This is a genomic window from Bacillus sp. JJ1521, from assembly GCF_036965165.1.
Taxonomy (GTDB): domain Bacteria; phylum Bacillota; class Bacilli; order Bacillales; family Bacillaceae_L; genus Ferdinandcohnia.
In genome coordinates, this window is the sequence record NZ_JBALOX010000115.1 from 1 (window position 1) to 13,229 (window position 13,229).

A 13,229-nucleotide genomic window follows, 5' to 3' on the forward strand; every position below is an offset into this window, starting at 1 on the left:
ATAAAAAAATACTATTCAAAAAAACTATTAAAGGGAGTGCTTTATATGTCATTATTAGGAAAAGAAATTCGTTTAAGCAGATTATTTAATCAAAAATCAGGTAAACTACTGGCAGTTGCGGTGGACCAGGCAATGGCAAGAGGTATTTTTGAAGAACTTATGCCAATCGAACGTAAGGTAAGTGAAATTGTCGCTGGTGGTCCCGATGCTATTACAATGCATAAAGGAATTGCTAATCTTTGTTTCCGCCCTCATGTAGGAAAAGCTGGTTTGATACTAAAGCTATCAACTTTTTCACCTTGGCAACCAAATTATGATGCTTGGGTTACGGAAGTAGAAGAAGGAATTCAATTAGGTGCTGATGCAGTATCAATGGGATGCATTGTAGGTGGGGATGATCAGCCAGAACAATTAAGAAACTTAGGTATAGCTGCTGGAAGGGCTGCCTCTTATGGAATTCCGATGATAGCTCACATTTATCCTAGAGGAAACCAAATCCCAGAGGAAGAGAAAAATAATTGGAAGCATGTAGCCTATGCTGTTCGTGCTGGTGCTGAATTAGGCGTAGATATCGTAAAAACAAAATATACTGGTGATCCAGAAAGTTTCCATAAAGTAGTATCTTCAACTCCTGCTAAAGTGGTTGTTGCAGGCGGAGACAAAGGAAATAACATTGAAGATTATTTTAAAATGGTATACGACGTAATCGATGCGGGTGGTACTGGTATCACGTTTGGTAGAATTGTATGGAACAATCCCAATCCTACAGCTGTTGTACAATCTTTCAAACATATCATTCACGAGAATGGTACAGTAAAAGAAGCTGTTGAATTATACAATGAGTTAATTAACGAGCCAATACCTAATAGATAAGGTGATTAATATGTCTCACGTAATTGGAATTGATATTGGAACAAGTGGAGTAAAAGTGGCTGCAATGAATAAAGAAGGGGTATGGGGATACTTAGAGTATCAACCATACTCTCTTCTATTTCCAAGGGATGGATGGGTTGAAATAGATGTAAACGAAGTTTGGGAGATTGTACAGAACAACCTAGCGAAAGTTTGGAATAGGGTTAAGGCTGAAGGAAGTGTAGATGCAATTTCTCTTTCTACATTTTGTAATTCCTCCGTTTTTATGGATTCAGATGGAAATGCATTATACAACGGAATTATGTATTTGGATCAAAGAAGTAAAAAGGAGGCAGAATGGATAAATGCAGCCATAGGCAAAGAACGGATCTTCCAAATTACCGGAAATCGATTAGAACTTGGGATGTATACAGTTACAACTCACTTGTGGTTTAAGAATAATGAGCCCAATCTATATGAAAAAACATTTAAATGGGGCTCCCTCTCTACTTTTATCCTTCATAAACTGACAGGTGAGTTTGTAATGGATTGGACCCAGGCTTCCTTTTCGGGTTTATTCGACATAAATAGCTATGAATGGTCTCGAGAGATTTGTGAAGAAATCGGAATAAGTCTAGGAAAATTACCTACAGTGTGTGATCCAAGCTTGGTAATTGGTAATTTGATTGATACTAATTTAGAAGGACAACGAGTGCCAATCGTAGCGGGAGCAGCCGATACGGCTTGTTCTGCCCTTGCACTTGACGTTCAACCCAATACTATTTTTGAGTCAGTAGGGACCTCAAATGTTTTAACTGTTTGTTCGGACAATACTCTTGCGTTGGACAACAGGTTTTTAAACAGATGCCATGTTATCAAGGGTAGATGGCTATCCCATGGAGCAATGTCTTTTCCTGGTGCTGCTATACAATGGTTTTATGAACGTTTTTTAAAACCAGAAGGGTATCAAATTGAAATATTGAATGAATTTGCAAACAAATCTCCGATTGGATCAAACGGTGTGTATTTCTTGCCGTATATGCAGGGTGAGCGATCCCCAATTTGGGATCCAAATGCCAGAGGAAGTTTTATAGGAATCGATTTGAATACTTCAAAAGAGGATATGTATCGCTCAATATTAGAAGGTTGCTCCTTTGGCTTAAAACAAATCTATGAAATTATTGAAACTAAATATAAAATTGCCCCAATGAGTATTCAGTCAATTGGAGGTGGTTCCAAGAACAGGGCATGGTCCCAAATAAAAGCAAATGTATTAAACAAAACGTTTGAACACAAAAATATTCCGGAAACTGCAGTTTTAGGTGCATGCCTCATAGCTGGAAAAGCTATTGGTTATTTTTTATCTTATGAAGAAGCAACTTCTGTGATTTCAAATGAAACCATTGGTTGGATTACACCGGAAGAAAATCAAGTGAGTGCTTATCACCAGCTTTATAAAGTTCATAACAATATGTATCCTGCCCTTAAACCTTTTTTCTCGCAATGTGCCGAGATAAGCCAAGAAAGATTGGAGGTAAAGCATTGAAGACAAAAGTATATATAACCCGAAAGCTCCCAGAAGCAATAGTTAGTCAATTATCGGAACGCTTCGAAGTTAGAATGTATCAGGAAGAGGATTCAATTGTCCCAAGAGATATTTTATTAAAAGAAGTAAAGGATGTTGATGGGCTAATATGCCTATTAACCGATAAAATTGATCAAGAAGTATTTGATGAAGCTATGAATCTAAAGGTTGTTGCAAATATTGCAGTAGGTTATAACAATATTGACGTAAATGCTGCTGCCCAAAAGGGAATCGTTGTTACTAACACCCCAGGAGTTTTAACTGAAGCAACAGCAGATTTGACATTTGCTCTATTAATGGCCACTGCAAGAAGAGTACCTGAAGCATCCAACTATTTAAGACGTGGAGAATGGGGCGCTTGGTCCCTTATGCAGATGACTGGTCAGGAAATTTACGGAGCGACCATTGGAATTATTGGACTTGGAAGAATAGCTGAAGCTCTAGTAAAGAGGACTAAAGGATTCAATATGCGAGTCATTTATTATAACCGGACACGTAAAGTCGACAAAGAAGCTGAATTAGGTATTGAATATTGCGATCTGCATTCACTGCTGCAGCAATCTGACTTTGTTTCCATTCTTATACCATATAGTCCGGAGGTTCATCATTTTATTGGTAAAAACGAATTACAGCTAATGAAAAAAAACGCCATTCTTATTAATACTGCCAGAGGTGGAATTGTCGATGAAGTGGAGTTATATGACGCATTAGTCAAAGGAAAGATTTGGGGAGCAGGTCTAGACGTTTTTGAAGAGGAACCAGTACCAGTAGATCATCCTCTATTAACCTTACCTAATGTTGTTACTTTACCCCATGTTGGAAGTTCAACAGTAAAAACAAGACTTGAGATGGCCAATTTAGCGGTTGAAAATATTATCAATGTATTAGATGGAAAAAAGCCACTTACGCCAGTTAGTATTCCAATTGAATAGTCTATATTTCAAGGGATTTTTCAGAGGATAAGTCCCTTTTTTGATTTTTGTTATAATCCACACCAAAAATCATTGTTTGAGGGGTTGAATTTATGAAGATTGTAATAGCTCCTGACTCATTTAAAGGAAGTTTAAGCGCAACTGAGGCAGCTCTTTCAATAGAAAAGGGTATTCTTAAGGTCTTCCCAGAGTCAGAAACATTCTGGATTCCTTTAGGGGAATGTGGAGAACGTTTAAAAATCAGAATATGATTTAGATCGAATTAATGAATGACCTATAAAAGTGTTGGGAAAAACTAACATTTATGTGGGTCTTTTTGTTTTTAGTAAAGATTTGGTCAAAATTCCGACAAGAATGAATGTAATATTTAACATAACTTGACGTTCAATTATAAAAGAATGGGCATAATGCACTTGAAGGAGCGAATCATCAATGTATAAAAAACAAGAAAAGTGGCTCATTTACTTAAGTTTCAGTGTAGCATTCATCATGCTTCTCTCTATTTTGGGCAGGTTATTCAATTAGCTAAGGGGGACTTATTTTGGTTAATGAGTCAGCAGTGTTTTGGAGTCGAGTACTAACTGAACTCACATTATCCTTTCATATTATTTATGCCACAATCGGGGTCGGAATCCCATTAATGATTATGATTGCACAGTGGGTCGGGTATAAGAATAATGATGAGCATTACATATTGTTGGCAAGACGTTGGGCGAGAGGGTTTGTTATTACCGTTGCAGTAGGGGTTGTTACAGGTACTGCTATCGGATTACAGTTGTCACTATTATGGCCGAACTTTATGAGCTTAGCCGGACAAGTCATTGCTTTACCCTTATTTATGGAAACATTTGCGTTCTTTTTTGAGGCAATCTTTTTAGGAATCTATCTGTATACTTGGGATCGATTCGATAGTCAGAAGAAGCATATGCTGCTTCTCGTTCCAGTTGCCGTTGGGGCATCAATGTCAGCGGTTTTTATTACCATCGTAAATGCGTTTATGAATGCTCCTCAAGGTTTTGAAATGTTAAATGGAGAGTTAGTAAACATTCAGCCACTAGTTGCAATGTTTAACCCAGCAATGCCAACAAAAGTGGCACATGTGTTAGTTACGGCTTACATGACATCGGCTTTTATACTCGCATCTATTGCGGCTTTCCGGTTAATTAAAGGTTCAGACCATATTTATCATAAAAAAGCACTTTATTTATTAATGAAGTTAGGTCTGATTTTCTCAATTGTTACAGCCGTCATAGGCGACTTTTCGGGCAAATATTTAGCAGAATATCAGCCGGAAAAATTAGCAGCGGCTGAATGGCATTTTGAAACAGAAGAGGGCGCGCCACTTATAATGTTTGGTGTACTTGATGATGGAGAGATAAAGTATGAGATTCGTATACCATATGCATTAAGTATTTTAGCACATAGCAATCCTACTGCAGATGTAATTGGATTAAATGAATTCCCTGAAGATGAAATTCCGCCTCTCTATATTCATTATCTATTTGATACGATGGTATCGATTGGGATGTTACTGGTGCTTGTTTCAGCTGTGTATGTGGTTGGAAAGTCGCGAGGATGGTCATTTATAAAAAGTAAATGGTTCAGGTGGGTTGTGGTTACTGGAGGTCCATTATCTGTTATTGCCATTGAAGCAGGTTGGTGGCTAGCGGAAGTTGGAAGACAACCATGGATTTTAAGAGGATTGATGCGAACAGAAGAGGGCGCTACAACAAGTGATAATGTAGATTTAATGCTCCTGCTCTTCTGTATTTTATATATGGTGTTAGCTTTTGGAAGTGTCATCGTATTAAGGCGAATGTTCCGTTCGAATCCGATTGAAAAAGAAATTGAAGATCGTGAATTTGAAAGAGGTGAAGCATAATGAACCTTGAGATAGTAGGATTAACCGTACTATGGACTTTTTTATTTGGCTATGTCATTGTTGCTTCAATCGATTTTGGCGCAGGCTTTTTTAATGCTTATAGTTTATTAACGAATCGTTCCCACATTTTAACGAAAATTATAAAACGCTACTTATCACCTGTTTGGGAAGTCACAAACGTATTCTTAGTATTTTTCTTTGTAGGAATTGTTGGCTTTTTCCCACAAACGGCCTTTTATTATGGAACGATCCTTTTAGTTCCTGTGAGTATTTCTGTCATTTTATTGGCTATTCGTGGTTCTTATTATGCTTTTGAATCTTATGGATCTGCAGGACATAAAGGGTATGCATTTGCTTATGGAGTTTCGGGATTGTTAATTCCTGCTTCTTTTTCAGTAGTTCTTACACTATCGGAAGGTGGCTTTGTTGAAATGGTGAATGGCCAACCCGAACTCGATTACTGGGCGTTATACACGAGTCCCCTTTCGTGGAGTATTGTTTTATTAAGTGTAACAGCGGTTCTTTATATTTCAGCTGTATTTTTAACTTGGTATGCATGGAGAGCAAAGGACATAGAAGCAAGTAATTTAATGAGGAAATATGCATTAATTTGGGCTGTTCCTTTAATCATAACAGCAATTGGAATCATTATTGAGATGCGTGGACACAATGAAATGCACTTTGAAAGTATGGTGGGTTTGTGGCCTCTATTCGCGGTTTCTGGAATACTTTTTTTATTCACGGTATGGTTAGTCTGGCAAAAACGAAACTTTGGCCTGGCTGTTATCTTGTTAATTTTTCAATTTGCCTTTGCCTTCTATGCTTATGGATTTTCACACTATCCATATTTGTTATATCCACATTTAACAATCCATGCTAGTTTTACAAATCACGAAATGGCGATTGCTTTAGTGATTGTTTTCGTTCTCGGTTTATGTTTATTGATTCCTTCACTTTATCTATTGCTCCATCTATTTTTATTCAATAAGGACTATGTGACAGGTAGACGGGACGATCATGTATAGGAGAGATGAAAATGAATGATTTTATGATATTTGTGGCACCGTTTATGATGGTGGTTCTATCAATTATTATAACGTTTATAGTGGCACCTTTGGATAAGGAAGTGAGAGAAGATAAGAAAGATTAATTTTCGGGTGGAATGATCTAAACGGAGTAAGAGGATTATACAAGGACGTATAGTTCGCCCTCTTTATATCAAAAAAATAAGCTTACGGGGATATAACAACGTAAGCTCACTTTTTGTATTTTTTATTCTTTATTCATTAAGCTATGGTTTTTACCATAAGCAAAGTAGAAAAGTAATCCGAATACAAACCAAACTGCGCTTGCAATCCATGTAAAGACAGAAAGCTGAGTCATTAAAAATAAACATAATAAGAACGAGATAATTGGTAAGATTGGAAAGAATGGTACTTTAAAACCACTGGATGGTATACTCTTGTTTTTTCTTAAGTAAATAACTCCGATTGAAACGATTGTAAATGCAAGTAATGTGCCCATGTTTACTAGTTCTGCTAGCTTAGATAACGGAATGAAGCCGGCACAAAAAGCGACAAGTGCGGCAAATACCCATGTGTTTTTAACGGGCGTTTTATATTTTTTACTAAGTTCATACATACTTTTCGGCAGCAATCCATCTCGGCCAAACGCATAAAGAAGTCTAGTTCCCCCATATGACATAACAAGTATAACGGTCATCATTCCGACAACTGCACCAAGTGAGATAACGCCAGCCACCCAATCTTGATGAACCATCTGCATTACGAAGCTAACAGGATCACTTACATTTAGGTCTGTGTATGAAACCATCCCAGTTAAAACAAGCGAAACAGTTACATAAAGAATTGTACAAATCAATAATGATCCAATAATACCTATGGGCATATTACGTTGTGGGTTCTTTACCTCTTCGGCAGCTGACGAAACAGCGTCAAATCCAAGATAAGCAAAGAAAACTAGGGCTGCCCCACTAATAACGCCATTCATTCCAAAGGGCATAACTGGTTGCCAATTAGCAGGCTCAACATAAAAAATGCCTACTCCTATAAATAAAAGAATAACCCCTACTTTGATAAATACCATGATCATATTAACCTTCGTAGATTCTCTAATTCCACGCGTTAATAAAAAGGCTGTTACCAAAATAATGGCGATCGCTGGTACATTTACATAAGTTCCATCTACTGGATTAAAGGAACCAGAGATCGCCTTTGGAATGGTTATATTAAAACCCTCTAACAAAGCACTTAAATAAGCTGACCAACCAGTTGCAACCGCCGCAACTGCTAAGCCATATTCTAACAGTAAAGCCCATCCAACTAACCAAGCGACCAATTCTCCAAATACAATGTACACATACGTATATGCACTACCCGTAACCGGTATGGATGAAGAAAATTCTGAATAACACATAGCGGCGAATGCACAGACAATGGCAGCTATAATAAAGGAAAAAATGATACCTGGTCCAGCGTGTCCCGCAGCGACAGTCCCAGGAAGGATGAATATACCTGTTCCGACAATAGCACCTACTCCTAACAGCATTAGGTCAAAAGCCCCTAACGTTTGCTGAAGCTGGATACCGCCCTTTTTTCCGAGTAATTCCCTGAGATCTTTTTTCCTGAATAATACATCTTTCATACTGAACCCTCATTTTTTTAAAATATGTAAAAATTCTATAGGTTTATTAATTAAAGGTCAACCGCTTTTGTCGAATTACCAATATTTTTGTCGAAAATTGAGAGGTTTATAAAAAATCTATTAGCTTTCTTTTTATAAGTATCTTTCTTTATAATAGAATGAATTATGTAAAAGAGAGAGGGATTCACATTAATATTCTATGGGATTTTGACGGAACATTGTTTAACACCTATCCAGCACTGGTCAAGGGTTTTATTCATCTAAGCGGCAGGGAACTGGATCCGAAGGAAGTACTAAAGTGGCTCAAGGTCAACTCGAAAGTGGCGTTTCAGCATTATGAAATTGAAGAAAGTCAGCGCGAGGAATACATCAAATTATACAATCAGTATTCCTTTGATAGCCATCCGTTTGAACATTTAGAAGAGGTTTTGCAAATTGCAGATGATAATTTTATTGTCACGCATCGCGACAAGGAGTCTACACTTTACCTTCTGGAAAAATTTAAGTTATTACATTACTTTAAGGTGGTTGTTTCGGTCGAGGAGGAGGGCTTTTCCCGAAAACCACATGCTGCTTCATATCAACATGTAATTAAGGATCATCCGATTGATCTAGTGATTGGCGATCGCGAACTGGATTTAATTCCAGCCAGAGAATTAGGAATCAAAACCGTTGCCTTTGAAAATCCAGATATTGAGGCCGATTTTCACATTGATAATTATGCTGACTTCGGAACGAAGGTTCTTCCTTATCTTTAAAAAAGGTCATTTTTTATAAGGATTCGGCTGAAAAAGGGACCACTACAATGCTTATTCGTATCAAAATATACTTGTATCCTAAATAAACAATAAAAAGAATTTATAAAAATCTTATTGACAGTCAAAGACATTCCATGTAAATTATTAATTACAATTAAATTATTAGTGAATTCTTATCCAGAGAGGTGGAGGGACTGGCCCTTTGAAGCCTCGGCAACAGACTATTAGGTACTGTGCCAAATCCAGCAAGCATAGAGCTTGAAAGATAGGAAGAGACGATTAAATGTTACATTTAAACCCTCTTCTGTAGTGAAGGGGGTTTTATTTTTTTTCGATATAAAAAGAGATGTTTACTAACTAAAACCGATTCTCAAAAATATTTCTATATAAAATAAAAAAGTATGCCGATTAGACAACTAAAGGTATCTTTATCCAATGCATCTTTACATGATGTTGGATAAAGGTGCCTTTTTTGTTTATTTCTGAAAGGAGGATTTTAAGTTGATTAAGTTTGAGGAAGTAAATAAAGTATTTGGTTTGCAAGGGAAGGAGGTTCAAGCGTTAAAAGATGTTTCTTTAACTATTTCAAAAGGAGAAATCTTTGGGGTGGTTGGATTTAGTGGGGCTGGGAAAAGTACATTGCTCCGACTTGTTAATTTACTTGAACGCCCAACTTCAGGGAGAGTGCTGGTTAACGAATCAGAAATATCTAGTCTCTCTCAAGTTGAGCTACGGAAGCTGAGAAGGAAAATCGGTATGATCTTTCAATCTTTTAATCTTTTCAACTCGCGTACTGTATATGGAAATATCGCTTATCCATTAAAACTTGCGAAGTTGCCAAAAGAACAAATTGATAACCGTGTTAAAGAATTACTTCAGTTTGTAGGTTTGCAAGATAAGTCAGAGCAATATCCGGAGCAACTCTCGGGCGGACAAAAGCAAAGAGTCGGCATTGCAAGAGCGCTTGCTACTTCACCAGACATTTTGATTTGTGATGAAGCAACTTCTGCGTTGGATCCTGAAACAACAGGAGAAATCCTTCAATTATTACGTAAGGTTAATGAGGAGTATAATATTACCATTTTGCTGATTACTCATGAAATGCACGTTATCCGAAGTATTTGTCATCGAGTGGCTGTGATGGAAAATGGGTCGGTGATTGAAGAAGGCAATGTCTATGATATATTTTCAAACCCACAATCCAAGACGACGAAAAATTTTATCAGTTCTGTGTTAAACGATAAGCTTTCTAGCAAACTCTTAGGGAAATTACGTAATAACCATTCAGGAAACTTGTATCGAGTGATTTTTACAGGTGGGGCTTCAAGTCAGCCAATCCTGTCAAGAGTAACGAGAAAGCATGGGATTGATTTCAATATTATATACGGCAGTATTAATGAGTTACAGGATCAATTATTTGGTAGTTTAATTGTTGAATTTCAAGGCTCTGATCCTCTCATTCAGCAAGTAATCACTGAACTTGAGCAAATTGTTGAAGTAAGGGAGGTGATAAACCATGAGAGTTGATTGGAGTACATTTTGGCCCCGTATTGTGGAAGCAACTGGAGAAACGATTTTGATGGTAATCTTTACGTTAATTTTCTCAAGCATTATTGGTATAGCGATGGGAGTGCTCTTTTTTGTCACACGTAAGGGGAACATATTGGAAAATAAATATATATTTCTCGTACTTAACTTATTAGTGAATATTGTTCGTCCAATCCCTTTTATTATTTTGCTTGTTGCACTTAGTCCCTTAACTCGGGCAGTAATGGGCACTACGATTGGAACGGCAGCGGCTATTTTCCCTATGACGATAGCTGCATGCTTTGCGGTTGCTAGGATAGTAGAGAGTAATCTTGTTTCGATTGAACCGGGAATTATTGAAGCTGCACAGGCTATGGGTGCAAGCCCGATAAGAATAATTTTTGGCGTACTTATACCTGAAACATTAGGTCCACTTATTCTCGGTCTCACCTTTGTTACTGTGGGGCTTGTTGATTTCTCAGCAATGGCTGGAACAGTTGGAGGTGGTGGATTAGGTGACCTTGCCATGACATATGGGTACCAGAGATTTGATACATCGGTAATGATTGTCACAGTTATTGTTTTAATAATACTCGTTCAAATCGCACAGTTTTCTGGGAACTTTTTATCTAGATTCTTTTTACGAAGATAACATTTAAAAAAAGGGAGAGTTTTGTAAATGAAAAAGCGATTACTTTTATTCGTATCTATGGTGGTTTTTATTTCAATACTTGCAGCGTGCAATGTTACATCCGGAAAATCCAATGAGGTAGTAAAGATCGGTGTAACAGGTGCTGATGGACCTTATTGGAAGCTTATAGAAGAAAAAGCAAATGAAAAAGGGATCACAATTGAGTTAGTTGAGTTTTCGGATTACATTCAACCTAATAATGCTTTAGCAAATGGAGAGATTGACATGAATTCTTTCCAACATATTGCATTTCTAGGTCCAGCCAATGTAGAGAATGGTTTTACTATTGTTCCGATTGCTTCGACGACTATTAACCCAACAGGGATTTATTCTGAAAAATACAAGAATATATCAGACATACCAGAGGGTTCACAAATAACAATTTCAAACGACCCTGCAAACCTTGGAAGAGGCTTACTTTTATTAGAAGCTGCGGGACTAATTGAGCTAAAAGATGGAGTTGGTATATACGGAACTCTAGATGATATTGCGAAGAACCCGAAAAAACTAGAAATCGTCCCAGTCGTTTCTCAACAAACTGCACAGGCACTAAAGGATGTTGCCGCATCTCTAATAAATAATGGGATTGCAGGTCAAGCAGGGTTGAATTTTAAAGATTCACTATTATATGACGATCCAGAAAGTGAACAAGCACGACCATATGTTAATGTCTTTGCTGTACGCGAAGAGGATAAGGACAATGAAACATACAAAACGATCGCAAAGCTATACCAGGAAGCTGACGTTAAAGAGGCTGTCATAAAGGAAACGAACGGAGGAAGTATTGTCGTTGATATCCCTGCGGAAGATCTTCAAAAGACATTAAAGAAGTTAGAAGAAAGCATTAAGAAAAGCCAATAATTGAGTGGAATTGGATATTTATAGATTTATGAATCTACTAAAAGGAAGTGGACAAATGGCAAAACAAATCCGATTAAATGCATTTGACATGACGAGCGCTATGCATAATTCACATGGACTTTGGAAGCACCCAAATAGTGAGAGACATCTTCGATACAAGGATTTAGACTATTGGATAGACTTAGCAAAATTATTGGAACGAGGGAAGTTTGATGCCGTATTTTTTGCAGATGTGCTAGGTATTTATGATGTTTATCAGCAAAGTAAAGATCCGTCCATTCGAGACGGAGTTCAAGTGCCGTTGAATGATCCGGCTTTTGTTGTTCCAGCGATGGCAAGTGTAACTGAACATCTTTCTTTTGCAGTGACGGTAAGTACTACTTATGAGCATCCTTTTGGCCATTCTAGAAGGTTTTCAACCCTAGATCATCTTACAAAGGGAAGAGTCGCGTGGAATATCGTCACTTCCTATCTTCCTAATGCAGCAAAGAACTTTGGTTTACCAGAAATGCTTAAGCATGATGCACGTTATGATTTGGCTGATGAGTTTTTGGAAGTCTCTTATAAGCTATGGGAAGGAAGCTGGGAAGACAATGCGGTCATTGCGGATACTACTAAAGAAATCCTGGTAGATCCATCAAAAGTACATGAGATAAATCATAAGGGTGAATATTTTTCTGTTGAAGGACCACACTTAAGTGAGCCTTCCCTGCAACGTACCCCAGTTCTTTATCAAGCAGGTACGTCTGAACGTGGTAAGGAGTTTGCAGCCAAACATGCCGAATGTGTATTTGTTGGAGGGTCAGCAGAGAAAATTAAATCTTCTGTTCAGGATATCCGACAAAGAGCACAAAAATATGGTCGAAACCCTGACCATATTAAGGCATTTACCTTCTTGAATGTAATTGTAGCTGAGACCACAGAACAAGCAGAGGAAAAGTATCAGGAATTAGCTAGTTATTGGAGTGCTGATGCAGCAAAAGCTCAATATGGTGGCTCAAGTGGTTACGATTTATCACAGTATACAGACCTAGATAGTCCATTTGATTATAAACATACCGAACATGGACAATCAAGAGCTGCTTCGCTTACAAAAGATGCACCTAAAAAACTAACAGTCAGGGAAGTATTAAACCGATTTGAAACAATAGATCGGGACCATGTTCTAGTTGGAAACCCGCGAGAAGTGGCTGATGCGATTCAATTTCAATTCGAAGAAAGTGGTGTAGATGGATTTAACCTAGCCCATCTTGTCACACCAGAAAGCCTAAAGGATTTTGTTGATTTAGTCATTCCTGAACTACAAAAACGCGGAATCTACAAAACAGAATATGAACAGGGTTCCTTAAGAGAAAAGCTATTTGATCACGGAAGTAGCTTATTACCTAATGATCATCCTGGAAGTCAATATCGGAAGGCTGCCATTTTAGAAGGAAAGTAACATAATATTTTATTAAAAAACAGGGAGTATTTATGG

Annotated in this window: 13 protein-coding genes and 1 riboswitch; of the genes, 12 read left to right on the forward strand and 1 reads right to left on the reverse strand. The window is 37.5% G+C overall.

All coding sequences use genetic code 11. From position 1 onward, the window contains the following. The 7 genes from V7147_RS15875 to cydS form a co-directional block, all read left to right on the forward strand. A partial coding sequence (locus tag V7147_RS15875; RefSeq protein WP_335368810.1) for a class I fructose-bisphosphate aldolase occupies positions 1–873 on the forward strand: 873 nt, incomplete at its 5' end. Between the two features lie 10 nt (positions 874–883). Then, positions 884–2,398: a xylulokinase gene (locus V7147_RS15880; RefSeq protein ID WP_335368811.1), complete on the forward strand. Its 1,515-nt coding sequence runs from the start codon at positions 884–886 to the stop codon at positions 2,396–2,398. Further along, complete coding sequence (locus V7147_RS15885) at positions 2,395–3,369, forward strand: 2-hydroxyacid dehydrogenase (protein ID WP_335368812.1); 975 nt, start codon at positions 2,395–2,397, stop codon at positions 3,367–3,369. The genes V7147_RS15880 and V7147_RS15885 overlap by 4 nt, the downstream gene beginning before the upstream one ends. Positions 3,370–3,461: 92 nt before the next feature. Then, positions 3,462–3,620: a glycerate kinase gene (locus tag V7147_RS15890; protein ID WP_335368813.1), complete on the forward strand. Its 159-nt coding sequence runs from the start codon at positions 3,462–3,464 to the stop codon at positions 3,618–3,620. Positions 3,621–3,910: 290 nt separating this feature from the next. Beyond that, positions 3,911–5,251, forward strand: a complete 1,341-nt coding sequence (locus V7147_RS15895; protein WP_335368814.1) for a cytochrome ubiquinol oxidase subunit I — start codon at positions 3,911–3,913, stop codon at positions 5,249–5,251. Next, positions 5,251–6,276 (forward strand): cytochrome d ubiquinol oxidase subunit II, encoded by a 1,026-nt coding sequence (locus V7147_RS15900; protein ID WP_335368815.1) that lies wholly within the window; start codon positions 5,251–5,253, stop codon positions 6,274–6,276. The genes V7147_RS15895 and V7147_RS15900 overlap by 1 nt, the downstream gene beginning before the upstream one ends. Positions 6,277–6,287: 11 nt before the next feature. Next, positions 6,288–6,401 carry a cytochrome bd oxidase small subunit CydS gene (gene cydS, locus V7147_RS25240; RefSeq protein WP_438824600.1) on the forward strand — a complete coding sequence of 38 codons (114 nt, stop codon included), beginning with the start codon at positions 6,288–6,290 and terminating at the stop codon, positions 6,399–6,401. Between the two features lie 122 nt (positions 6,402–6,523). Here cydS and V7147_RS15905 read toward each other — a convergent pair whose 3' ends face one another. Beyond that, positions 6,524–7,915 (reverse strand): APC family permease, encoded by a 1,392-nt coding sequence (locus V7147_RS15905; protein ID WP_335368816.1) that lies wholly within the window; start codon positions 7,913–7,915, stop codon positions 6,524–6,526. A gap of 158 nt (positions 7,916–8,073) precedes the next feature. Between V7147_RS15905 and V7147_RS15910 the strand changes: the two genes are divergently transcribed. From V7147_RS15910 to V7147_RS15930, 5 genes are all read left to right on the forward strand, one after another. Next, complete coding sequence (locus tag V7147_RS15910; RefSeq protein ID WP_335368817.1) at positions 8,074–8,673, forward strand: HAD-IA family hydrolase; 600 nt, start codon at positions 8,074–8,076, stop codon at positions 8,671–8,673. Positions 8,674–8,843: 170 nt separating this feature from the next. Next, a riboswitch (SAM riboswitch) is annotated at positions 8,844–8,945 on the forward strand. Positions 8,946–9,174: 229 nt separating this feature from the next. Continuing rightward, positions 9,175–10,200 (forward strand): methionine ABC transporter ATP-binding protein, encoded by a 1,026-nt coding sequence (locus V7147_RS15915; RefSeq protein WP_335368818.1) that lies wholly within the window; start codon positions 9,175–9,177, stop codon positions 10,198–10,200. Beyond that, positions 10,190–10,852: a methionine ABC transporter permease gene (locus V7147_RS15920; RefSeq protein ID WP_335368819.1), complete on the forward strand. Its 663-nt coding sequence runs from the start codon at positions 10,190–10,192 to the stop codon at positions 10,850–10,852. The genes V7147_RS15915 and V7147_RS15920 overlap by 11 nt, the downstream gene beginning before the upstream one ends. 27 nt (positions 10,853–10,879) lie before the next feature. Then, positions 10,880–11,752: a MetQ/NlpA family ABC transporter substrate-binding protein gene (locus tag V7147_RS15925; RefSeq protein WP_335368820.1), complete on the forward strand. Its 873-nt coding sequence runs from the start codon at positions 10,880–10,882 to the stop codon at positions 11,750–11,752. A gap of 55 nt (positions 11,753–11,807) precedes the next feature. Continuing rightward, on the forward strand, positions 11,808–13,193 hold the full coding sequence (locus tag V7147_RS15930; RefSeq protein WP_335368821.1) for an LLM class flavin-dependent oxidoreductase: 1,386 nt from the start codon (positions 11,808–11,810) through the stop codon (positions 13,191–13,193). Positions 13,194–13,229 lie beyond the last annotated feature (36 nt).